The 22,292-nt window shown below is 63.2% G+C and carries 19 protein-coding genes; 7 read left to right on the top strand and 12 right to left on the bottom strand.

The window, feature by feature from the left end; genetic code table 11:
• Positions 1-31 precede the first annotated feature (31 nt).
• Positions 32-535, bottom strand: a complete 504-nt coding sequence (locus AB0N24_RS07035) for an Lrp/AsnC family transcriptional regulator (RefSeq protein WP_364122298.1) — start codon at positions 533-535, stop codon at positions 32-34.
• Positions 536-627: 92 nt separating this feature from the next.
• On the opposite strand from AB0N24_RS07035, the gene hisC reads away from it, so the two are divergent.
• Positions 628-1,737: a histidinol-phosphate transaminase gene (gene hisC, locus AB0N24_RS07040; protein ID WP_364122300.1), complete on the top strand. Its 1,110-nt coding sequence runs from the start codon at positions 628-630 to the stop codon at positions 1,735-1,737.
• A 43-nt stretch (positions 1,738-1,780) separates the two neighbouring features.
• On the top strand, positions 1,781-3,193 hold the full coding sequence (locus tag AB0N24_RS07045) for an amino acid permease (RefSeq protein ID WP_364122302.1): 1,413 nt from the start codon (positions 1,781-1,783) through the stop codon (positions 3,191-3,193).
• 86 nt (positions 3,194-3,279) lie between these two features.
• Here AB0N24_RS07045 and AB0N24_RS07050 read toward each other — a convergent pair whose 3' ends face one another.
• Together AB0N24_RS07050 and AB0N24_RS07055 are read right to left on the bottom strand one after the other, a co-directional pair.
• On the bottom strand, positions 3,280-3,456 hold the full coding sequence (locus tag AB0N24_RS07050) for a hypothetical protein (RefSeq protein WP_364122304.1): 177 nt from the start codon (positions 3,454-3,456) through the stop codon (positions 3,280-3,282).
• Between the two features lie 504 nt (positions 3,457-3,960).
• On the bottom strand, positions 3,961-4,908 hold the full coding sequence (locus AB0N24_RS07055; protein WP_364122306.1) for an Ltp family lipoprotein: 948 nt from the start codon (positions 4,906-4,908) through the stop codon (positions 3,961-3,963).
• Positions 4,909-5,463: 555 nt separating this feature from the next.
• On the opposite strand from AB0N24_RS07055, the gene AB0N24_RS07060 reads away from it, so the two are divergent.
• Positions 5,464-5,673, top strand: coding sequence for a DUF4177 domain-containing protein (locus AB0N24_RS07060; protein ID WP_137321459.1), 210 nt, complete (start codon positions 5,464-5,466; stop codon positions 5,671-5,673).
• A gap of 130 nt (positions 5,674-5,803) precedes the next feature.
• Here the strand turns inward: AB0N24_RS07060 and AB0N24_RS07065 are convergent, their stop codons facing one another.
• The 4 genes from AB0N24_RS07065 to AB0N24_RS07080 all read right to left on the bottom strand — a co-directional run bounded on the left by AB0N24_RS07065 (position 5,804) and on the right by AB0N24_RS07080 (position 8,547).
• Complete coding sequence (locus tag AB0N24_RS07065; RefSeq protein WP_364122308.1) at positions 5,804-6,475, bottom strand: hypothetical protein; 672 nt, start codon at positions 6,473-6,475, stop codon at positions 5,804-5,806.
• 331 nt (positions 6,476-6,806) lie between these two features.
• Positions 6,807-7,310 carry a hypothetical protein gene (locus AB0N24_RS07070; protein ID WP_364122310.1) on the bottom strand — a complete coding sequence of 168 codons (504 nt, stop codon included), beginning with the start codon at positions 7,308-7,310 and terminating at the stop codon, positions 6,807-6,809.
• Positions 7,311-7,327: 17 nt separating this feature from the next.
• Positions 7,328-7,666 carry a hypothetical protein gene (locus AB0N24_RS07075; RefSeq protein ID WP_364122312.1) on the bottom strand — a complete coding sequence of 113 codons (339 nt, stop codon included), beginning with the start codon at positions 7,664-7,666 and terminating at the stop codon, positions 7,328-7,330.
• A gap of 140 nt (positions 7,667-7,806) precedes the next feature.
• Positions 7,807-8,547, bottom strand: a complete 741-nt coding sequence (locus AB0N24_RS07080; protein ID WP_364122314.1) for an FCD domain-containing protein — start codon at positions 8,545-8,547, stop codon at positions 7,807-7,809.
• 94 nt (positions 8,548-8,641) lie between these two features.
• On the opposite strand from AB0N24_RS07080, the gene AB0N24_RS07085 reads away from it, so the two are divergent.
• The 4 genes from AB0N24_RS07085 to AB0N24_RS07100 all read left to right on the top strand — a co-directional run bounded on the left by AB0N24_RS07085 (position 8,642) and on the right by AB0N24_RS07100 (position 12,153).
• Positions 8,642-9,520 carry a carbon-nitrogen hydrolase family protein gene (locus AB0N24_RS07085; RefSeq protein WP_364122316.1) on the top strand — a complete coding sequence of 293 codons (879 nt, stop codon included), beginning with the start codon at positions 8,642-8,644 and terminating at the stop codon, positions 9,518-9,520.
• A 10-nt stretch (positions 9,521-9,530) separates the two neighbouring features.
• Positions 9,531-10,886, top strand: coding sequence for an APC family permease (locus tag AB0N24_RS07090; protein WP_364122318.1), 1,356 nt, complete (start codon positions 9,531-9,533; stop codon positions 10,884-10,886).
• A 59-nt stretch (positions 10,887-10,945) separates the two neighbouring features.
• Entirely contained in the window at positions 10,946-11,725 is a 780-nt protein-coding gene (locus tag AB0N24_RS07095; protein WP_364122320.1) for a carbon-nitrogen hydrolase family protein, read from the top strand.
• 179 nt (positions 11,726-11,904) lie between these two features.
• A complete protein-coding gene (locus AB0N24_RS07100; RefSeq protein WP_364122322.1) occupies positions 11,905-12,153 on the top strand; it encodes a hypothetical protein in 249 nt (82 codons plus the stop codon).
• A gap of 333 nt (positions 12,154-12,486) precedes the next feature.
• Here AB0N24_RS07100 and AB0N24_RS07105 read toward each other — a convergent pair whose 3' ends face one another.
• From AB0N24_RS07105 to AB0N24_RS07125, 5 genes are all read right to left on the bottom strand, one after another.
• Positions 12,487-13,059: a hypothetical protein gene (locus tag AB0N24_RS07105; protein WP_364122324.1), complete on the bottom strand. Its 573-nt coding sequence runs from the start codon at positions 13,057-13,059 to the stop codon at positions 12,487-12,489.
• 2 nt (positions 13,060-13,061) lie between these two features.
• Complete coding sequence (locus AB0N24_RS07110; protein WP_364122326.1) at positions 13,062-13,628, bottom strand: hypothetical protein; 567 nt, start codon at positions 13,626-13,628, stop codon at positions 13,062-13,064.
• Between the two features lie 238 nt (positions 13,629-13,866).
• Positions 13,867-17,037: a UvrD-helicase domain-containing protein gene (locus tag AB0N24_RS07115; protein ID WP_364122397.1), complete on the bottom strand. Its 3,171-nt coding sequence runs from the start codon at positions 17,035-17,037 to the stop codon at positions 13,867-13,869.
• Positions 17,038-17,039: 2 nt separating this feature from the next.
• Entirely contained in the window at positions 17,040-19,673 is a 2,634-nt protein-coding gene (locus AB0N24_RS07120; RefSeq protein WP_364122328.1) for a PD-(D/E)XK nuclease family protein, read from the bottom strand.
• Positions 19,670-22,276 (bottom strand): sigma-70 family RNA polymerase sigma factor, encoded by a 2,607-nt coding sequence (locus AB0N24_RS07125; RefSeq protein WP_364122330.1) that lies wholly within the window; start codon positions 22,274-22,276, stop codon positions 19,670-19,672. Before AB0N24_RS07125 ends, AB0N24_RS07120 begins: the two co-directional genes overlap by 4 nt.
• Between the last annotated feature and the right edge of the window lie 16 nt (positions 22,277-22,292).

A 22,292-nucleotide genomic window follows, 5' to 3' on the forward strand; every position in this document is an offset into this window, starting at 1 on the left:
TATGCGCACTAGTGGCGTGCATCACCAGCACTTAGGTCGAAAGGCGGGATTCCTGCTCCGAGAGGCGGCTCAGGAGGCCGTCGTAGCGGGGCGGCATGAGTTCCAGCACGGAAATGGCCGTGCTGGTCCGCTGGATCCCCTCGATTTCCAGGATCTGGTTGGTGATGCGGTAGAGATCGGCCGTACTGCGCGCCACCACCTTGGCCATAAGGTCCGCGTCCCCGGTGGTGGCGTGCACCTCGATGACCTCCGGAATCGCGGCGAGCCCGTCTTCCACCGCACCTGTCCGGGTCTGGCTGATGGACAGTGAGAGGAAGGCCATCAGGTCATAGCCAAGCGCGGCGGGATCCAGCCTGCGGCTGAAGGAGCGGAGGGCGCCGCTGCGCTCGAGCCGTGAAAGCCGGGCGTGGACCGTGTTCCGTGCGACGCCGAGCGTCCGCGAGAGTGCCAGGGCGCTGGCTTCCGGATCCTTGTCGAGGGCCAGAATGATCCTGCCATCAAGGGAATCCAAGGTTCGAGGGTTCGGGATGGTCATATTTTCACCGCAGACAGTAGAAGTTGAGCAGAAGTCCCAATGGGTAGAGCGTATCTTGCATTGTGGGCCGGGTCACAACATGATCAGTCCTCATGACCCGTGATCAGCTCCAGACCGCACCGGACACCGCGCTCCCAACCCTTCGAGGTGCGGTGGCCGGACTTCCGCCCTACGTCCCGGGCCGGCGCAGCGCCGGCATGGACATTGCAGCCCTCGCCAGCAACGAAAGCCACTACGAGCCACTGCCCGCTGCCGCCGCTGCGGTGGCCGCAGCGGCCGGTACCATGAACCGCTACCCGGACAGTGCCGCCGTCGAACTCCGTGAACGGCTTGCCCGCCACCTCGGCGTCACGGCCGGAGAGGTGGCGGTGGGACCCGGCAGCGTCGGCGTCCTCCAGCAGATCATCACCGGACTTTGCGACGCGGGGGATGAAGTGATCTTCGCGTGGCGTTCGTTTGAGGCCTACCCCATCCTGGTTGAGCTGGCAGGCGCCCGGCCGGTCCGCATTCCGCTGGACCGCGCTGAGGGCCACGACCTCGACGCCATGGCCGCGGCCGTCACTGACCGCACCAAGGTCATCCTGCTCTGCACCCCCAACAACCCCACCGGCGTGCCGATCAGCCACGAGCGCATCGAGGCCTTCCTGCAATCCGTCCGCTCCGACATCCTCGTGGTGATCGACGAGGCCTACGTGGAATACGCCGAAGCGGGCACAGGCCCCGAATCTCTGGCGCTCTACCGCCAGTACCCGAACGTCTGCATCCTGCGCACCTTCTCCAAGGCGTATGGACTCGCTGGCCTGCGCGTGGGATACGCCGTGGCGGCGCCGGCCATCGCCGAGGGACTGCGCCGGACCGCCCTTCCCTTCTCCGTGAGCGCGCTGGCCCAGAAGGCGGCCGTCGCATCGCTGGACGCGGGGGAGGACATGGAAGCGCGGGTGGCCGCCGTCAGGCAGGAGCGCACACGGATGGCCGCGCAACTGGAGGCCCAGGGCTGGAAACTGCAGCCGAGCCAGGGCAATTTCCTGTGGATCCGTGCCGATGAAACCCTCCTGGCGGGGCTCGTGGACGCGTTCGACCGCGCGGGCATCATGGTCCGGGCGTACCAGGGCGACGGCGTGCGGATCACCGTTGCCGATCCCGCCTCCAACGATCGTGTGCTCCGGCTTCTGGAAGCCCATGCGGCCTCGACAATCAACTGATCTGAAACCCCAACCCGTTCCACCTACAACCAGAGGACTCCCCATGGAACAACAGACAAAGACGTCTGGCCGCGCACTGGGCGCGGCACTCAAACCCCGCCAGCTCACCATGATGGGGCTCGGAAGCGCCATCGGCGCGGGCCTGTTCATCGGCTCCGGTGCCGGCATCCAGGCTGCCGGCCCGGCGGTGCTGATCTCCTACCTCGTGGCCGGCACCCTCATCATTCTGGTGATGTGGGCCCTCGGCGAGATGGCCGCCGCCAATCCGGACAGTGGTGCCTTCTCCGTCTATACCGCCAAGGCCTACGGGCCGGTGGCCGGCGCCACGGTGGGCTGGCTCTGGTGGTTGCAGCTGGTGGTGGTCATCGCGGCCGAAGCGCTCGGTGCGGCAGGCCTGCTGGCCACAATCTTCCCCGCGCTGCCGGTGTGGCTGATGGCCTTCGTGTTCATCGTGGTGCTGACCGCCGTGAACCTCACGAGCGTGAAGAACTTCGGCGAGTTCGAGTTCTGGTTTGCGCTGCTCAAGGTGGCGGCAATCGTCGGGTTCCTCCTGGTGGGCGCTGCGCTGCTCTTCGGCTGGCTGCCGGGTGTGCAGTCGCCGGGCCTGTCCAACTTCACGGGTGCCGGATTCGCACCCAGCGGTTTTGCCGGTATTGCCACGGCACTCTTCGTGGTGGCATTCGCGTTCGGCGGCACTGAGATCGTGTCCGTGGCAGCAGCCGAGACCGCGGAGCCTGCCCGCAGCGTGAAGAAGGCAGTCCGGACGGTGCTGTGGCGCATCCTGGTCTTCTACATCGGTGCAATCTTCGTGATCGCGGCGGTGGTTCCCGTGGGTTCGGCGGGGCTGAAGAGCCCGTTCGCCGCGGTGTTGGATGCGGCCGGCATGCCCGGCGCAGCCACGGCGATCACCCTGGTGGCTGTGGCGGCACTGCTGTCCGCCCTCAACGCCAACCTCTACGGTGCCTCCCGGATGGCGTACTCCCTCGCGGAGCGGGGTGAAGCACCACGCCTGCTTGCCTCCGTGTCCAAGGCCCGGGTTCCGGTGGTCGCGGTCCTGGCCAGCGTCGCCTTCGGCGTTGTCACTGTTGTGCTGGAACTGGCCTTCCCCGAGAAGGTCCTTCCGGTCCTGCTCAACATCGTGGGCTCGACGTGCCTGCTGGTGTGGACCTCCGCGCTCCTCGCCCAGCTCGCGCTGCGCCTCCGCGCCGACCGCGAGGGAACGGAGCTTCCCCTGCGGATGCCGGGCTTCCCGTGGCTCACGGTGTTTGGTCTGGTCATCCTCGCCGCGATCTTCACGGTGGGCTTCATCGGCGAGGATTCCCGTCCCCAGCTCCTGAGCACGTTCGCGCTCGTAGGGCTTCTGGCGGTGGCCAATTGGCTTCACCACCGTTCGGGGAAGGTTTCGCCGGTTGTCGAATCTTCAGAGCGCGCCAAGGCCCCGGTGCTCATCGACTGAACCAGGCGTAGCGAACCCTCCTCGGGTTCACGGCACATGAAGGGCGCGTCCGGCTTTGGCCGGGCGCGCCCTTCAAAATGCAGAAACTACTTGGTTACGTGAACGACTACTGCCTTCTCGACGGCTTGTTCCGCTCCGGCGTTGTCGATTCCAGTAACCGTCCAGTTGCTGAGCAATAGCACTGTCTTGCCGGTGTCGGAGTTGTAGACGATCTTCTTGAAGCCCAAGGCGGACAGCTCATCGTCAAGTGCCTCTGCATTCATTCCGGCAGCGTTGGCGGGGATTACGGCCGTCGCTGGAGCAACAGGAGCTGGCGCTGGAGCCGTCACAACGGCAGGAGCAACAGGTTCAGCTGCTACCGTGGCCGTCGTCGTCACTGTTGCCGTGGCCGTCTGAGTGACGGTATGCGTGACGGTGGGAACTGCCTGCGGTGAGCCGGCGCAACTCGAAAGAGCCATGCACAGGAGCGCGCCACTGGCCAAAGTTGTGGTGAGTTTCAAACTAATTCCCCTTTGAGATATGTCGGCAAATTTGATTGCCCTCGTGCCGCGCGTTTTCGAATGCAGGCACTCCTGCAAGCCTCGGTGCCACGCCTTGATCGGACGATGAATTACTGTCTGAGATGGAACTCGCGGGTCGGTTAATGTCCCTGGATCACGTCCGGGGGAGTCGGCCTCGAATTACGGCGGGTATTTCGGTCGCTCAGGTTCTAGCGGTCATGGCGTCATCGACGCTGACGCCATGACCGCTGAAACCGAGCCAGATCACTAGAGGCCGGTCGTGCTCGCTCCGTACTCTGCCTGCTCCGGGGTGAAGCCTTCGAAGAGCAGTTGCTCGACCAGCCCACTGTGCGAGAAGGAGGTGAATTCGAGGTAGCTCTTGGCTTTCTTGGCTGCCTGCTCGTTCCAGTCGACGGTCACGCGGTCCGCAGCCCACGTCGCGTCACCTGTTGAAAACTTCTCGAACTCCAGTTGATGGATCAGGCCCGTACGGGAGAAAGCCGTGAAATCGAGGTAACTGTCAGCTTTGCGAAGAGCGTTCTGCTGGCTGATCGTCCCCTTCTTGGCAGCAGCTTCAGCCTCTGCGGCAGCCTTAGCAGCTGCGGCGTCAGCCTCAGCTTTGGCTTTGGCAGTTGCATCTGCTTCAGCTTTTGCCTTAGCCGCCGCTTCGGCCTCAGCCTTGGCAGCGGCGTCGGCCTCGGCTTTTGCCTTAGCCGCCGCATCAGCCTCAGCCTTGGCTTTTGCAGAGGCTTCAGCTTCAGCAGCAACGACGGCCGGATCTTTGGTGGGCGTCGGTGTGGCAGATGCGGTCTGAGCCGCAGTGGCGACCTTGGAAGTGGAACCAGCGGACCCAGACGAAGGGGCAGAGCCTGCCCGGGCTGAGTTGAAGACGATGCTCAGGAGAATGACAACACCGGTGACGATCAACGCGATCTTCTTGTGCCTGTCGTAACCCTCAAGCGGAAGCCCCTGTTTGTCCTTCATCTTGTTAGCGAGAATCAGAATGAGGTCCACGAGGGCCCAGATACCGAAACCGCCAAGCGTGACCAACTTCAGGATGCCGGTCCCCGTCTTGCCAAGGTAGAAACGGTCAACGCCGAAGACGCCAAGGAGAAGTGATAGCAGCCAGGTCGTCAGGAACGACTTGTTGCTTACCGGCGGTTGACCATAGCCGTAGGTTGGAGGATAGGGAGCATTGTATGGTTGCTGGCTCACGAGAGTCCTTTCATAGGACACCTGACCGACGTGCGATGCAAAGCGTGCGGGGTGGGTGCAGTGATGGACGCGCATGGAGGAGATGGAGCACGGCGCAGAGGCGGTACACCGCACAAGCCGACAAATACAAGCATCTTCGCTTCCCCCAATAGCGTCAAAGTTATTCAATTAGATCCGAGAAAACATCGGCATTTTGGTTTCTAGGACAAAACTGCGCAAATCTTGCTTTTCAGTTGATGCTTCGTGGCTCCCGCCAGCCAAGCCGCCGGTGAAATTCGCATTAGGAATCTTTTTCCGATGGCGGCAATCGCAGTTCGCTATCAGTCAGATGTGGGGTTTAGGCTTCGCCCTGAGTCAGCCCCATGAACATCGTCCGGTGCAGCACGTCCACGTGCTTTCGCGAGACCTCCACGGCCTGGCCGTCCCCGGCACGTAGCGCCGCCACCAGCGCGACGTGGTGTGGCGGTCCACCGCGCCGTTGCTCACATCCCGAGGGGCGCCCGCCGCATCGATTAGCATGGCTCCAATTGGCTAGCAACGGAAGGAATTCGTGTCATGCAGTATGTCGTCCTGCAGGTGATTCTGAAAGAGAAACTTTGGGGAACCGGTTCAGGCAACCTGACCTCCCTCGAGAAAGCCATCAACGATCAGGCCGCCAAGGGCTATCGACTCCACACCATAACCACCGCCAGCAGCGGGAGCAAGGGATTGATCGGCGGCGGCGACCGCATTCAAGCGACGCTGGTGTTCGAGAGTCTCGGATGATCGCACGTCGCGAAACGAGCTATGGCGTCTGCCTAGTCAGACGCACTTACGGCGAGCTAGGTGCTCGCTAAAGGATGGTTTTCCGGCAGCGGTGTTCGTGCTGATCGCACCGCGGATGCGGTTGTTTCGGCTACGGGATCGTCTCCACGGACAGGGCCCTGAGCCAGCCGTCCGTGGTCTCACCGTTGATCGTAGCCTCACCCATTTCCACAATCATCTGGACCTTTGTGCCGTCCTGCCACCCGGCTGCATCTGACTTGTCAACGAACACGGACAGGTCCTGGCCTCCCCCCTGGGCCTTTAGCATGACGGTGAACTCCCCGGTCGCCCCGGTCATCCATAGTTCGGACATGAACAGTTCGCCAGTCAATTGAAACTGGTCTCCAACCTTGATTCCACCCATTTGGCCGGAGTTGAGCTTGTCTAGCAACTCATCCACGCTGATAGCTGTGACGACAGGCTTGGCAGGCGCGGGCTCGACTGACGGCGTGCTTGCTTCAGTTGGCGCAGTTTGGGACGGAAGGGTTGCCGCGTCGTTGCTTGAATTATCCCCGCCCCCGATCGCATTGACGATGAGCAGCACGATGATAAGGACTGCGAGCAGGCCGCCGCCGATCCCGATCAGTTTCCACGGGGTCTCTGGTTTCGGGCGCCGGAAGTTCAGCTCCGCCCGCACTGTCCCTTGGGTCTGAGAGACGAACTCCCAGCCCTCTTTCTCTACCTTGGCTCTAGTTCTAGCCTCCATGCCGCGAACTGTCTTCACGGACCTCGTCTCGTACTTCATGCCCGTTGCTGTCGTCATGCTGTTCCCCCTTGGCTGCGGGCATCAAGCCCTATTCGAGAGCTTAGAGTGGCGCGACGGTGTCTCCAAGTCGGCCCCAAAGCGACACCGTTCGCACCGTTGGGCGTGCAGAGTCCACACGCGCTTTACAACCGGATTGCGGGAGACATTAGGGGCCTAGCAGCCGGTGCTTATGGACTGAGTCCGGCGCCGTTAGCCACTTCATGGGTTCGGTGCACGCGGAGGGCGCGTCCGGCCTTGGCCGGGCGCGCCCTCCGCCAGGTATGCCCGGCAACACAATTCACGACATGATTCGATGCGCCGGACACTGGGGATGAATAAGGTCAAGCCATTACTGAAACTCCGATTTGTAACTGTAATCGGGGAGGTAATAGCAGTCAGACATGGAGTGCAATTCCAGGGTGTTTGATGACCTCACGTCAAAGGACAGGAAGATATACCCGCCGTCGGGATGCGCCACTTCGAGCCGATCAACACCGTTGGTGAAGTGGTTATCGCCAGGCTTCCATCCCTTGGCTGTCATGTGCTTGAGGATGTCATCCAGAAGTTGAGTCTGGTCCACCTCGCCGCTGAGCTCAATCCACCTCATATCACTGGACTTCCACTCCCCGTCATGGCTGTTGTCCTTGGGACGCGAACAGCTGGATAGCTCATCAGGGCTATCCGAGGTCTGGACGGATGCTTCTGGAAACATTGACTGGATTTCATCCACGGCGGAGCTGATCATCGGCTTGACCTCCCTCAGCGTTTCGCTCTGGTCGGTACGTGGCACGCAGGAGATCAAAGCCGGTGCCAAGACCAATGCGCAGAGTGCAGCAATCAGGCCGCTTTTCAATATGTCCCTTTCGGTGGCTATACGGGCTTGATTGCTTCGATCGCATGGACGGCTCCATTGCGGTCCTTGCATTGCATAGGGGCTTTATTCTTGAGATCGCTCTTGCTCGGCACCGGGCATTTGAGGCGGTTCCCGTCATCATCAGTAAAGATGATGTTTTTATTGATGAGCGATCCGGTCGTCTCGGTGATCTCCACGCCGTAGGTCAACTCCACTTCCTCGTCTGCCTGTTCCACGAATGGAAGCAACAAAACGGTGAGCAGGGCAATCACAACCGGAACTGACAGACCAATCATCCACTGCTGAAGGTTAGAAAAGTGGCTCTTCGCCGGCGGCGTTCTAGGGCTGTCTGACATGTCTAGAACCTTATCGGCCCACACGTGGATCGTCGCCCGCCTGACGTTTAGGGCCATGCCCTACCTTCGGTGCTTTCTTCACCACTTTGCGGATCGGGAGCCTGGTACCTGAATGAACAACCCGGTGCGTATCGACACAGCTATCGAGTCAGCCCCATAAACATCGTCCGGTGCAGCACGTCCACGTGCTTCCGGGAAACCTCCACCGCTTCCTCAACCTCGCCGGCACGTAACGCCGCCACCAGCGCGACGTGGTCGCAGTTCGATTTGTGCAGCAGTTCGATGGGGTACGGGATGAAGTACTCGTAGAGCTCGGCCAGGGCCTCGTGGTAAGCCTCGACAGCGGTCCCCAGCCCTGACGCAGTGCCCACCAGTTGGTGGAACTGCTCGTCGGCCTGGTGGTAGTCGGACCAGTCCGAGGACTCGGCCATGTCGCGGGTCAGCCGCTCGAGCTCATCCAGCTGTTCCGCCGTGGCGTTGAGCGTCGCGTAGTGGGTCACCGCGCACTCGAACAGCAGCCTCCGGTCCACCAACCGGTTCACGGCCTGGGACTCGGCCGGGGAAGCCGAGAGTTCGGCCAGCACGCTCTGCGGCGGCTCGTCCGCCACGAAGGTTCCGCCGGCCCGGCCCCGGCGGCGGACCACCACGCCCTGCTCCGCCAGGCTTGCCAGCGCGCGTCGCGCCGTGATCGGGCTGACTGACAGACCAAGGGCCACCTCCTCCTGATCCGGGAGACGCTCGCCGGGCTTCAGCAGTCCCAGCGAAATGGCCATGCCGATCCGCAGCCGGACGGCGTCGATGGCGCTGCGCCGGTCGATGCCGGCCGGCCTGCCGGCGCCGATGGGTGAGGAGTCGGCGGTGTCGTCCAACTGACGGGTCATATCCGCTACTTTACGGCCCATCTGTCCCTCTTCTCATAATTGGATCATTCTGATCTAATATAGTGCAGATCACATCCCCAACGCGGAGAACACCATGCAACGCACTCTTCCCCTCATCGCAGCCCAGGCCCGGCCCCGGCTCATCGGTGAACCCTTCTCGGCCTTCGCGGACGATGTCACCGCCGCCCTCGCCGCCCAGCCGCACAGCAAGCTCATCGTCTTCCCCGAACTGCACCTCTTCGGAGATCAGGACCCCGACCAGCAGCGCACCGAAGTGCTCCAGGCTTCCGCCGAACCCCTGGACGGACCCCGAGTCGAAGAGCTCCGGCAGCTTGCCGCGGACCTGGGCATCTGGCTCGTCCCGGGCAGCGTGTGCGAACGCGGACCCGGAGGCCAGCTGTTCAACACCCAGCTGGTCCTGTCCCCGGATGGGGAGCTTGCCGGCTACTACCGGAAAGTCTTCCCCTGGCGCCCGTTCGAGCCCTACGACCCCGGCGACCGGTTCACCACCGTGGACCTGGCCGGCATCGGCAGGGTGGGCCTGAACATCTGCTACGACGCATGGTTCCCCGAAGTGTCCCGCCAGCTCGCCTGGATGGGCGCCGAAGTGATCCTCAACGTCGTCAAAACCACGACGCCGGACCGCCGCCAGGAGCTGGTGCTCGCCAAGGCTAACGCCATCGTCAACCAGGTCTTCCTGGTCAGCGTCAACTGCGCCGGCCCCACCGGCAAGGGCCTGAGCATCATCGTCGACCCCGAGGGCAACACCCTGGCCGAGGCCCCCGACGACGCGCCGGTGCTGCTCACCGCGGAACTGGACCTTGCCGCCGTCGAGCACGTCAGAACCCACGGCACCGAAAACCTCAACCGCCCCTGGTCCCAGTTCCGCGACGGCGAAGACGCCGTCGAACTGCCCGTCTACCAGGGCCGGATCAGCCCGGCCACCTGGGCTCCCCAGTCCTTCAACGCCTAAGGAACCACCCGTGACAACTTCACCCACGCTCACCCGCACGCTGAAACTGCCCTCCCTGGTCCTGTTCGGCCTGGCGTACCTGACCCCACTAATCGCCCTGGGGATCTTCGGCATCATCGCCGAAACCACCGGCGGCGCATCGCCGGCCGCCTACCTGGTGGCCATGGTCGCAATGCTGTTCACGGCCCACAGCTACGGCCGGATGGCCATCGCGTACCCCGTGGCCGGCTCCGCCTACACCTACGTCCGCCGGTCCATCGATCCCCGCGTCGGGTTCCTGGTCGGCTGGGCAATCCTGCTCGACTACCTCTTCCTGCCCATGGTCATCTGGCTCATCGGCGGCTCCTACCTGAGCGCGCAGTTCCCCGGAATCTCCATCGCAGTCTGGATCGTGGGCTTCATCCTCATCACCACACTGCTGAACATCCTGGGCATCAAGGTGGCGGACAAGGCCAACTACGTGCTGATGGCGTTCCAGCTGCTGGTCATCGTGTTCTTCGTGGCACTGTCCATCGGCAACGTGGTGTCCACCTCCGGCGCCGGCGGCCTGGCCAGCACCCTGCCGTTCTTCAACGACACCTCCAGCATCGCCGCCATCTCCGCCGGTGCGGCCATCGCCGCATACTCGTTCCTCGGGTTCGACGCCGTCACCACCCTCACCGAGGAGACCATCGAACCGCGCAAGAACATGCCCCGCGCCATCATGCTCATCGCCCTGATCGGCGGCGGCATCTTCGTGACCGTGTCCTACGTGACCCAGCTGGTCCACCCCGGCGGGGTGTTCGAGGACTCCGCCTCCGCAGCCAGCTCCATCGCCCTGCAGATCGGCGGGCAGCTGTTCGGCGCAGTATTCCTCGCCGGCCTGGTAGTGGCCCAGTTCGCCTCCGGCCTCGCCGCCCAGGCCAGCGCCTCCCGCCTGCTGTACGCGATGGGCCGGGACTCGGTCCTGCCCAAGGCCGTCTTTGGCCGGCTCAGCGCCAAGTTCCACACCCCGGTGGTCAACCTGATCGTCACCGGAATCATCGGCCTGATCGCGATCTTCCTGGACGTGGCCACGTCCACGTCGTTCATCAACTTCGGCGCCTTCACCGCCTTCACCCTGGTCAACGCCTCGGTAGTGTTCCACTACGTGCGCCAGCGCCGGGCCGGGCTCCAGCTAAACCCCGTGTCCTACGTGGTGGTCCCCGTGGTCGGTGCGATCATCTGTGCGTACCTGCTCTCCCAGCTGGACAGCAACGCGATTACTCTGGGAGTGTCCTGGCTGGTGCTGGGCGTGGTGGTCCTGGCACTGATCACGCGGGGATTCAAGGCGGCACCGCCCGAAATGACGGCGACGGAAAAGGCGACGGTTGAGGCGGCCGTCTGAGCCGGAGTCTCGGGCCGGGGCCTGACCCGGGCAGGGCTGACGGAAGGGAAGGAACAACTGTGAGGATAGCGCTCGGGCAGCTGGAGTCGGGCACCGACATCCAGGCCAACCTCGCCGCGATCGACCGGTTCGCCGCCGAGGCCGCGCTCGACGGCGCCACGCTGGTCGCCTTCCCGGAGTACGCCACCTATGAGAAGAAGAAGGTGGACGCCACATTCCCGGAGATGGCCGAGCCGTTGGACGGTCCCGTCTGCCAGGAACTCGCCGGTATCGCCCGCCGCCACGGCATCGCGCTGGTGGCGGGCGTGGTGGAAACCTCGGAGGAGTCGGGCAAGGCCTACAACACGTTGGTGGCATTCGGGCCCGACGGCGACCGGCTGGCCGTCCACCGGAAGATCCACCTCTTCGACGCGCAGGGCTTCGGGGAGTCGACGTTCATCAAGCCGGGTCCGTCGACCAGCCCGGTGGTGTTCGAGCACGGGGGAGCGCGCTTCGGCCTGATGGCCTGCTACGACCTGCGGTTCCCGGAGCTGGCCAGATCACTGGCCGACGCCGGCGCCAAGGTCCTGTTGGTCTGCTCGTCCTGGGTGCCGGGCACCCACAAGACAGAGCAGTGGTTGGCACTCAACGCCGCGCGAGCCATCGAGAACAGCGTGTACGTGGCAGGGGTGTGCCAGGCGCCGCCGGTATCGGTGGGCCGGAGCGTGATGGTTGATCCTATGGGGGTTGTTGAAGCGGATCTTGGCCTTGAGCCTGGGGTGCGGGCGGTGGACGTTTCGCTGGAGACGGTGGACCGGGTGCGCGAGCTTTTCCCGATGTTCCGGCAACGGCGATTATAGGTAAGGAGTGGCTGACACCGCGTTCGGTCATGCCAACTGAAGTGGGAGCCGTTCGTTTGCGGCTGGTCTTAGAGCTGGTTGACGCATCTCGGCACGCGGGAAAGTTACAAGAATTTCTTACGGATAAGGAATCTTTTGTAGCTGCCTTAGATGTCGGGGCTGCGGGATAGGTTGCAGCCATGATCGATGAAGCGAATTCGGCAAAGAAACGCACGGCCGTCCGCAGCTGCCCGGTGTGCGGGCACGAGTCCTGGCCGATTGCTTACGGCATGATGATGCCGGATGACATGGCACAACACCCGAGGACGGAATTCGCAGGCTGCTGCTTCATGCATGAAGAACGTCTGAACCCTACAACTGGTCAGCTGGAATACGGTGTGCCGGAATGGGCATGCCAGAATGTCGAGTGCCGTTACCGTTGGTGGTGACTGCCATGCAAAGCGATCGACCTGACGGCTCTTCTGCTCGGGTCTGGTGCCGACATCGAAGCTAGCCCGCGTGCCGCTTAACGAATGAAGGGACGCAGCCCTAGTGGTCGTTGAATGGCCAATTGTTTTCTTGCGCCAGCCTTCGAAGGAAACTTCGTTTGATGGTCCAGGTTCCGTTTTTCTGCGGAGGATCCTGCCAAGCACCCTTCGCGTCTAAGGCGCCGCTATCCCTAAGTTCCCGAAGGCGTGCTCGCAAAGTCCGTCCTGATCTGCTTACTATGTCGGCCGCGTCGTCTGCACTGAGGTTGTCTTTCATATGACTCCTATTCCGTCCTAGATCGTCTTGGGTGGGTTATCGGGCTCGGCGTCGAGGGTGGCCTGAAGCAGCCGATCGAAGCTGGCGGTGGCGTAGTCCGGGGCTGTTGCGGTGACGACGACGCGTGTTGAACGCAATGTGTCGTCCGCCAGAGCAACAACAGCGATTCGGTTCTGGACCGGGCCCTCGTTGATGACTTGGAGGTTGAGTCCGTGTACACCGTTGACTGGCAAGGAGAGTGGCCGGCCCTTCTCGGCAAGAGCTCGGAAGTCCTTGACAGTAAGACTGGCGTTGGCGTCGCCCGTCAGCTCGATGATGGTTTCGTTGACATCCGCCAATAACCCCTTCACGAACGCCTTCCGGGGCGAGGACTTGTTTGCGTACAAGAACAGCATGATCGCCCCAACCACGATGACGGTGGCGCCGAAGGCTCCGAGGTTGGTAAGGATGCCGAAGACCATGAAGCCGAGCAGGACCCATCTGGCGCGTAATTTAGCCAAGAAGTCGATGGATCCGGGGCCTTGTTGCGTGTCCCACTCTGCAGAGGTGAATCTTCTGATGACCCTCTCTTCGCTGCCAGGTCGAGTCATTGTCAGTTCTCCTTCACTTCGAGGAGGGCCTCGGCCATGGCTATCGCCCGGCGCGCGTCGTTGAGGTCGTTACGTAAACCAAAGTCCGCCGTGGACACAGTAGCGGCCTGGGATGTCCCTGCCAGCGCGGCGATGGCACGGTTAAGGTTCTCCCGCTCGCGTGACAGCATTCGGGACGACTCAAGTTTCAGCTTGCTCCGGTCCAGATCAAGGAGCGACTTTTTGATCTCGTCGCAGCGGCTCTGGATAGTTGCCTGTTTCTCGGCGATGCGTTGGGTGCGATTCAGGAACATTGATTCCATCCTGACGGCTACCTCGAGTAGCTCACCCAACGCCTTTTGTTTCGCTGGCGACTTCGTTTCCCTTGGCACAAGCTTTCCGGCTTTACCGCGCCGTTCTTCCCACAGCCGGAGACCGACTTCGTTCTGCTTGTAGAGCAACCCGACTAGGTCCAGTGACTTACTCAGCGATTCCTGGCGCAGGGTGAGATTCTTCGCTGCAGAGTCGAGCTGTGCGATGAATTGTGCGTAGTTGTCATCGGGCGTTTTCGGCGCGGGTCCGCTTTTCACAGGAAATCAATTCCCCGGAACCTTGCCGGCAGAGCGTGTCAAGTCAAAGTGCACTGCGTCCCTCTTTCACTCCGGGGTTACGATCTGGTGTTTGTAGTATGACGCACCCCACAGACAAAATGTCGGGGTGCCCTAGTGGTCATGCCAAAGCCCGGAGTGCCGTCACCTGTGGTGGTGGGAGCCGGTTAGTCGATGCCAGTTCCGAGGTTCGGACCAAATTCACCGCTGGATGTGCCCCTTAGACGTCGCTGATCTCGTAGACCCGGCCAAGAGCCGGGAAATGGATGAGCGTCCGCAGAACCGGCTTGCCCGTCGCGGCGAGAACCGCATTGCGGTACGCTGCCATCTGGCCTAGGTACTTCTCGCGTACGTGACTTTCCGGATCATTTCCGGGGTAGGTCTTGTGATCCACCAGGACAAATCCGTCGGGACCCTCCAGCAACAGATCGATCCAGCCTTCCATGACCTGATGGTCTGGCCGCCAGCCAATAGCCGCTTCCCGGTGCCGGGCCCATTGCGGGAACTCCGTGTCCAGATAGGCCTCGAACCTGTCCCCGGACGTGATCAGCAACGACGGATCAACAGTTCCCTCGACCTGCCACCGCTCAACGATCCGTTCGGCCAAATCCCGCTGCTCGGCTGGGGTGAGCGCTGAGAACTGCGTCCCCAGATAGGCATGGACGGCGCTGCCCACCGCACCCCAGTCATCGGAACCATGGTGTGCGAGCCGTGAACCGAGCTCAGCCACAGGGGTTACCGCGGCATCGTGCCCGGAAGAGTCCAGGGAGGAGGCGGCGAAGCGGGCCGGCAACCCTACAGCGCCCGAAGGGGCCGATAGCGCGTCGGTAAACCTCGGAGTCCACACTGGAGCTGTCGGTACAACTTCCAGGGGCTCGAGTTCTTGAACGATTGAGGGAAAGCCTTCGCCGTCGGCTACCTGGATTACTGCTTCGGTGCTGCCCTCGTCTTCTGTCGACCAAGACACCAATGCTGTTACGCCCAAGTTGTTCAACAGTTCCGGCCTGCTGCTCTTTGCGGTCAGCACAGTGGTCTCAACCGCTCTCGTCATGCCCACATACATGAGCCGCGACATGTTGCGGCGGTCGCGTTCCTGCGCCCGCTCCGCTACTTCACTGTTCTTGCCCTTCGTGTCCAGCGGGGATCCGCCATACGGGAAGGGACTCGGCCAGAACCGGATCCAGCGGCCAGCCAGCGGTTGTTCCAAATCGAAGCTGCCCTCCTGCTCCACTGCGGCCCCGAACGCTGCGAGCCGCAGGTCCTTGTCCAGCCCTTCCATGACTACTACGGGCCATTCGAGCCCTTTGGCCTTGTGGTACGTGAGGACATTGACGACGTCGTCGCCCGTGTTCTCGGCCGACTGCTGCTCCTCGCTGCCGAAGAAGACGAGGAAGCCGCGCAGCGTCGCGGGGCAGCGGAGCGCGAGACACCGCTCGTAGTAGGTGTGGATGGCACCGCGGGCGGCGTCGAGATTCCTGAACCGGGTGGCCGGGGATGACCAGCTGGCGATGAGCCGGGGCAGTCCGAGAACACCGGTCACGGCCTCGAAGACCTCGGTAGGCGTAGCCACGGCCGCGCGTTCACGCAGGCTGTCAAGTGCGGCCACCAACGGGTCGGCATTCCACGACTCGAGCACGACGGCGGCATCCGGGGTTTCGAGGAGCTGCTGCTGCCATGTTGCGTGGGCAGAGTGGCCGGGATGCAGTGCCACGAGTTCGCACAGAGCCACGGTGTCATATCCGTCAGCGATGTACGCCATGCCGGCCCGGGCGAGCTGCACCTCCCGGGCGTCGGACAGCTTGCGGGGGTTGCGGCTGGCACGGATGCCCAAAGCGTCGAGTGCCGTGGACAGGGATTCCACATCCGCGTTGGACCTGGCCAGAATGGCGAGGTCGCCGGCCCGAAGCTCCGGCCGCCGTCCCAGCAGGGACGCTACGCCTGCGGCGGTTGCCTTGAGCCGTTCGCCGTCGTTGGTCTGGCGGCGGGTCCAGGCTTCGAGCGTGCCCGGGGACCACTCCGCGTGTGCGTCGGGGAGCTCCAAGTGGACAGTTTCGGGCGGCATGCCATGCTTTTCGAATACCGGCTCGAACACGGCGTTGCTCAGGTCCACCACGGCCTGGTGGGAGCGCCAAGTCTTGGACAGTTGCTCCCTGCGGCTGACCTTGGCGACCACCGCTTCCATAAGTTCTGGGTCAGTGCCACGGAACTCATAGATGGCCTGTTTGGGGTCGCCCACCCAGACGGCCTCTTTTACAAGATTGCTGAGCTGCAGAAAGAGCTCCAGCTGGAGGGGGCTTGTGTCCTGGAACTCGTCGACCACAAGGAACCGGACGCGCCCGGGAAACGAACGCCGGAACGCTTCGTTGTTACGCGCCAGCTTCAGGACAAGGGTCTCCTGGTCAACAAAGTCCATGAGGCCATGGAGCCGTTTGAACTCGGAGTAGGCGTTGAGGCAATCAGCGGCGCATGCGAAGATCCGCCGGATGTACTGCTCAAGGTCGTGATGGAAAGCAGGGCTGGAGAGGAGACCTTCCTTGATGGCATCCGTCGCTGGTGCGAAGAGTGCCTTGACTGCGGCGGGAGCCCCGGATCCAACGACGCCGCGCCAGTCCTCCCAGGTGATGCTTTCGATGTCGCCCATTTTCGCAACCTTGTGCAGGATCTTTGGCACATGTTCCGTAAACGATGCGGAAGTGACGGTCACCGACTTCCCGGCCGGCGTCTTGCCGTCCCGCGCGGTGGCTTCGAGGTCGGGCACACTGGCGCGCAGGTCCCGCAGCCAGTTCGCCCGGTCGTCATTGCCAGGCGGATCGAGGAGCTCACGGAATCCGATCCAGGACCGTTCCGCGCAGGCTGCCAGCTCGTCGGCTCCCAGGAGGTTGGTGCGGGCGGCGTCCACAACAGACCGGACCATCTCCTGCCAGGTTTTTGCATCCCGAGCACCCGCGTCGTCCGTGCCCATGCGGTGTGCGATGGGGAGAATCGCCGGAGCATGCTCGGCCAGGATTTCGTCGGTAGCGAGGTTGAAGATACCGGCAAGCTGCTCCTCCCCGATGACCTCAAGGGCGGGGGACAGACCAGCGTCAATGGCGTGATCCTGGAGCAGCTGCCCGCAGACGCTGTTCACCGTGCCGATGAGGCTCGCAGGGAGCTGCTGGGAGGCGAGCCGAAGGGCGGCGGCAGCATCGGCGTCGTCCGTCACCTCAGCCTGTTCCAGGAGACGGGCGGCGATGCGCTCGCGCAGCTCACCCGCCGCCTTCTTGGTGAACGTGGTGGCCATGATAGCCCCGGCAGGCAGCCCCGCCGCGATCTGGTCCACGATCTTGCCCGTCAGCGTGTACGTCTTCCCCGTGCCGGCGCTGGCCGAGACCATGGTGACGTTGTCCAGCATGTTCACGAGTAGTCCCCTTTGAGTCCACACAGAGTTCCAAAATCGCAGTACCGGCACTTCGGCTCCCGGTGCAGCCGCTCATCCTCAGCCGCCAGAGTGGCAGCGGTGGGCTCACCTTCGGCCAGCGCGTTCTCGGCCGGCTGTGCGGCAGTGATGCGGCCTGCGAGGACTTCCTCGACCGTGAATTCCACGGCACGTACCGCACGGCGCCACAGCTCCGGCGTGTCCTGCGCGGGTTGCACGGCGGCGCCGAACTCAGGGTGGGCGGACGCGAACGCTCCCTGTTTCAGCAGGAAATATGCGGCCGGAAAATCCGGCGGCTCTTCCCCGTCGTTGAGAGCCCATTGGTACAGCGCAAGCTGGAGTGCTTCACCACGCTGAACGTCCTGGCGGAGATACTTTTCGGTGTTGCTCCACTTGAGGTCGACGACGGTTGTCCGGCCGCGCGCATCGACGCCCACGGCGTCGGCGCGGCCCTCTACGGAAACGGTGAGATCGGATCCGGCCACTGTGAGGGTCAGGTCCTTACTGAACTCCTTCTCCATCTCCTGGAGCACCACCCCGCCGCGCTCGAGCTGCTGGAAGAACGTCATGACAGTGGCTTCGATGGTGGCTCGAACCCCGGCCAGCCGGTGCAGCTGGCCGGGCAGGAGCAGCTCCGATGCCAGCTGGGGCAGGAGACGGCCGACGACGGCGCTCACCTCGGCTGCTTCCGGAACGGAGCGGTGAAACGGCCGGAGTTCTCGGTGGAGGACCTCGACGACCTTGTGGGCAAAGATGCCAAGCATCTGGTTTCCGGCTGGCACACCGGCGGCGTCGGGCACCCTGAGATGTGCCTCGTGTTTGAGCGCCCAGGCGAATGAACAGCCGAGCAGCGTCGACAGCTGGGTGTAAGAGATGCGTTTTGGGACCAGCACCGGGTTTGGAGTCACCTCGTGGACGGGACGTGGTGCCGTGGGCCGTTGCTGGGGAACGGGGGCGAGCTGTGCTTGGCGGCCCGCCAGTGACCAGCGGCCTGATGCGTCGGTCAGCTTTTGGGAATCAACGGTGATGGCGGACAGCCGGTCTGCCACGGATGCCGCCTGCCCGCTCGGCTGAGCGGCCGCAAGAGCCTCCAATAGCGGGTTGCCTGCCACCCGTTCGCCGTCTCGCTGCCGGATCTGGACGAGGACCAGGTTGCTGGTCCGGGTGGAACCGGCAAGCGTCTGGGTCACTTCCAGAGCGCTCAGTTCTTCGGGGGCCGGAAGCTGCACACCCACCTGTGCGAGCGCCGTGACGTCGTGGGCGTCCCAACGACGGTGGGCCGGCGCACTGGCGCCCTGAAATCCCCACCAGAGGACCTGGTCGACCCTATCGGTCAGCTCCGCCAGGTGGCCAAGCCGTAGCCAGGGTGAGGCTCCGGCTGTGACCAGCGACCCGGACGACGGAGTGATCACGGCGGCGATGATCCGCCGCAGGTCCCTGCGGGACACACGGGGAAGCGGCTTGAGCAGTGCAAGGATTCGTTGCAGCAGGGCTGCCGTGCCCTTGGCGGTTTCATCGGCAGCTATGCGAGCATGCAGCCGGGCTGCCAGCCATTCCGCCCTTTCGGCCAGCTGGATGCCGCTGACAATCCGGTCTTCAACGAGCAGACCCGTGTTGAAGACGTCGTCCAGCACAGCTGCAACGTCCGGGCCGAGCTGTTCGTCGCCTTCGATTTCCGCAATCGCTGCGGTCCAGGCGTCGCCTCCGATTCCGGGCTCCGCTCTGAGAGCGGCCAGAAGGTGCCGCGCGGCGCCCCGGTGGACCGGTGAACCGGGGAGGCTGAGCAGTTCGGCGAGGAGCTGTGCGTTGACCGGTGCCCAGATGACCTCGAAAAACAGCGGAATTAGCTGGTCCTGCGGCCGCCATGCAGAAGGGGCGCCGACGCCGACAGCGGGCAACGCATGACCGGAGAGAAAGCTGTCTAGAACTGCGCTGCTGTCGGAACAGACGACAGCGGTGTTGGCGTTGTCGCCCGAAGCGAGCCACCTCGCGGCTGCCTCCGCAGCGTCCCATTCCGTTTCGGCTGTCAGGATCGTGAGTTTGGGGGGCTTGGCGGCTGAGACGGCCTCACTGACCTTGATGCCGCGACTGCGGAGCTTTCCGATGATGACCTGCCAGACCTGCGGGAAGCTGGGCTCAGGGTGCTGAAGGACTAGCTCGTCGATGCCAAGCGGCAACGGCGAGTCGAGCGCTGTTACCAACTCCGCAATGTCATCGGCCAACGATGATGCCAGACGTCCGGGCGCCTTTTCAGCCGCCTCAAGCGTTCGGAGCAGCGGGGACGGTGCTTCTGAGCCAGTCCGCGGGGCTGGGAGCCAACCGTTCCAGCCATTTGCGACGGCGTCATCTCGAGCGGCGAGCAGCTCCTGGGCGGTGGACCATGGGTCAACTTGGAAGGACTCGTGGAACCATGCACCGGGAGAGTCGATGGACTGGAGCCGTTGCAGGTACTGGCTGACACGTTCTGCATGGCCGGTGTCCGGGCGGGTGATGCCTAGCCGTGTCTGCAACAGGGCTGTGAAGTTCTTCCGGCCCACACGGATGCTGTTGAGCCCCGGTTGGGTATAAGCCCACGGCGCCCGGTCGAGATGCCACCCGAACTCGATCTTCATTTGTCCCCCATGCTTTGACTGGTGGTCGTTTCTATCACGGTATTGGCAGGGTCTGACAACTGTGTCTCACCGGCTGTACAGACTGCGGCCGAGGGACGGTTCTGGCAGCTGAACAGGTATTCCCTCAGTACCTGAGACCTCGAGGGATGACGCAGCTTCTGCATCGTCTTGGATTCGATCTGGCGGATACGTTCGCGCGTGACGCCGTAGACCCTTCCAATCGCATCCAGCGTCTTCTCCTCGCCGTCGCCAAGTCCAAAGCGCATGGCGATGACTCCGGCTTCCCGCTCTGACAAAGTGTCCAGCACCGCGTGCACCTCCGCCTTCATCTGTTCCCCAACGATGCGGTCCACGATGTCCATGTCCGACGGGTCTACCAGCTGGTCAGCCAGCGGCTCCAAGCCGCCCTTGCCATCGGGCACCAAATAGTCCAGAGAATGAGCCGGCCGGTCAAGACTCAGGAGATACTCCACCTTGTCTGCTGACTGGCTAGTGAGCTGTCCGAGCTCCGCATACGTCGGCGTAATTCCCTGCACAGCCGCTCCGCGCTGAGCGGCCAAGACTTTTTGCACCTGCTCCACCATGTGAACAGGCAGTCGGATCATGCGCCCTTGGTCGGCCAGACCCCGTGTCACGGCTTGGCGAATCCACCAGGTCGCGTACGTCGAAAACTTGTAGCCGAGGGTGTAATCGAACTTGCACACCGCTCGGTGAAGGCCGATGTTGCCCTCCTGGATGAGGTCCAGAAAATCCATGCCCTGGTTCATGTAGCGCTTGGCGATGGACACTACGAGCCGAAGGTTGGCCTCAAGGAGTGCGTCGGCGGCGCGGTCACCCAGGAGTGCAATTTCTCGTAGCTCCCGAGATTCCTTACGGCCGCGGGGAACACCGTCCGCCAAGAGGTGCGACGCATAGAGGCCGGCTTCAATCTCCTCGGCGAGCTCCACTTCCTGCTCAGCCGTCAGAAGCTCTGCGCGTCCTGCTCGACGCAAGTAGTCCTGAACGGCGTCGTCGGTGAAGCCTTCCAGACCGGCAAGTTCCTCAGGCCAGTCAGGATCTTCCAAATCGAAGTGCGTCGGCGCGCTGTCGTCGCTTAGCTCGCTTTCGTGGACTTCGTCGCCGCCGGGCTCGGGAACCACAACTTCCGGGTCACCAAGCGCTTCACCGGCAGCCTGATCCGTCTCGCCACCCGACTCCGTCTCAACCACAGCCTCGCTGACAAGGAACACTTGCAGCCGATCCAGATCGGTCTTGATGTCGAAGAATTCCACGTTGCGCGCGAACGGCAGCACCTTGCCCAGGAATTCCTCGCCCTGGACGTTCGGATCCTCAACGGTGCCGGTGGAGTAGAGGACCACGAGCCGCCCGACGCGACCATCTGCCTTCTTGCGGATCACACGGCCCAGCCGCTGCACCATCTGGCGCTGGCTCCGGTTGGCCGCCACGATGATCCCGAGGTCGGCTTCCGGAACGTCGATGCCTTCATCGAGGAGCCGGGGCGCCGCTAGGATCTGGGAGGCGCCGCTGCGGAAATCCTCCATGCCCTGCTTGCGGTCGTCCTTAGCCATCCCGCTGAACAGCGCCGAGGCCTTGGATCCCATGGCGGTGTACAGCTCCTGTGCCCGGCGGGCGGATTCCTGGGTCTGAGTGAAGACGAGGGTGCCGTGAGACCCATCGACCGTTTCCTTCAGTGCTGCGAGTGCGTGATACTTGGTCTTTGCCTCGGCCAGTAGGGTGAGCCGGGACGCCATGGCCCGCATGTACTTGCGGGCGATCGTCGCTTCCCTGCTCGGTGAATCCGATCCTGCGAGGGTGGCCACCGAGGCGATGAACTGGTGGAACGGCCGCCGGGGGATTCCGGCGTAGGACTCCAGGTTTCGGGCCGCTTCGGACATCGTGTTGGAAAATTCCTCATAGTTGACCTGTTCCGACGGCGTCAGGTCAACCCCGACCAGGGCGATGTCGAACGGCGCGATGACTTCGTCCTTCAAGGCACGGTCGTACCAGAGCGAGTAGATGACGCCGCCGAAGTAGGGTGTCAGGAGGTTTTCGTGCTCGCCGTCGGACCTTTCGTAAGTAGCCGTCAGCCCGAGACGCCAGGCGTACCCTTCCTGCAGTGCGCCGGTGAACATGGGTGCGGCGTAGCGGTGGCACTCGTCAGCGATGATCAGGCCGGCCTTGTGGCTGCGAAGCGTATGGCGGCTGGACGCCGAATGGACAATCGCCACGAGGATGTCGACGTGGTCGAGGGAGTCAAGGCGGCCGTCGCCGAGTGCTCCGCGCCGTGCTTTCGGCAGGTCGCGCTGCAGCGACGCCAGCCACTGGCGCTGGAGCTCGGCCGTTGGCACGAGGATGAGCACCTTGATGCCTTGCCGTACTGCCTCGAAGGCGGCTGCAATGCCGACGCGTGTCTTGCCGGAACCGGTGACGGCTTCCACCACGCCGCGGCGGGCGTTCGCGTGCCACGCTTTCAAAGCTTCCTGCTGCCACGCGTACAGAAAGGCGTAGTCATAAGAAGCAGGCACTGACGCGGGAGCAGCCTGAGCCGGCACCTGCGGAAGTGTCGCGATCGGGTGAGGTTCGGCGTCGACCAGTTCTGGCATTTCATCCCCCATTGGA

It is taken from the genome of Arthrobacter sp. NPDC093128, assembly GCF_040683875.1.
Taxonomy (GTDB): Bacteria; Actinomycetota; Actinomycetes; order Actinomycetales; family Micrococcaceae; genus Arthrobacter.

Bases quoted from the DNA above. Each gene is read 5' to 3' on its own strand.
- AB0N24_RS07085 (WP_364122316.1), top strand. From the start codon at position 8,642: ATGCAACGCACTCTTCCCCTCATCGCAGCCCAGGCCCGGCCCCGGCTC.
- AB0N24_RS07125 (WP_364122330.1), bottom strand. From the start codon at position 22,276: ATGCCAGAACTGGTCGACGCCGAACCTCACCCGATCGCGACACTTCCG.
- hisC (WP_364122300.1), top strand. From the start codon at position 628: ATGACCCGTGATCAGCTCCAGACCGCACCGGACACCGCGCTCCCAACC.
- AB0N24_RS07115 (WP_364122397.1), bottom strand. From the start codon at position 17,037: ATGCTGGACAACGTCACCATGGTCTCGGCCAGCGCCGGCACGGGGAAG.
- AB0N24_RS07060 (WP_137321459.1), top strand. From the start codon at position 5,464: ATGCAGTATGTCGTCCTGCAGGTGATTCTGAAAGAGAAACTTTGGGGA.
- AB0N24_RS07050 (WP_364122304.1), bottom strand. From the start codon at position 3,456: ATGAATGCAGAGGCACTTGACGATGAGCTGTCCGCCTTGGGCTTCAAG.
- AB0N24_RS07105 (WP_364122324.1), bottom strand. From the start codon at position 13,059: ATGACTCGACCTGGCAGCGAAGAGAGGGTCATCAGAAGATTCACCTCT.
- AB0N24_RS07065 (WP_364122308.1), bottom strand. From the start codon at position 6,475: ATGACGACAGCAACGGGCATGAAGTACGAGACGAGGTCCGTGAAGACA.
- AB0N24_RS07075 (WP_364122312.1), bottom strand. From the start codon at position 7,666: ATGTCAGACAGCCCTAGAACGCCGCCGGCGAAGAGCCACTTTTCTAAC.
- AB0N24_RS07045 (WP_364122302.1), top strand. From the start codon at position 1,781: ATGGAACAACAGACAAAGACGTCTGGCCGCGCACTGGGCGCGGCACTC.
- AB0N24_RS07080 (WP_364122314.1), bottom strand. From the start codon at position 8,547: ATGACCCGTCAGTTGGACGACACCGCCGACTCCTCACCCATCGGCGCC.
- AB0N24_RS07120 (WP_364122328.1), bottom strand. From the start codon at position 19,673: ATGAAGATCGAGTTCGGGTGGCATCTCGACCGGGCGCCGTGGGCTTAT.
- AB0N24_RS07035 (WP_364122298.1), bottom strand. From the start codon at position 535: ATGACCATCCCGAACCCTCGAACCTTGGATTCCCTTGATGGCAGGATC.
- AB0N24_RS07100 (WP_364122322.1), top strand. From the start codon at position 11,905: ATGATCGATGAAGCGAATTCGGCAAAGAAACGCACGGCCGTCCGCAGC.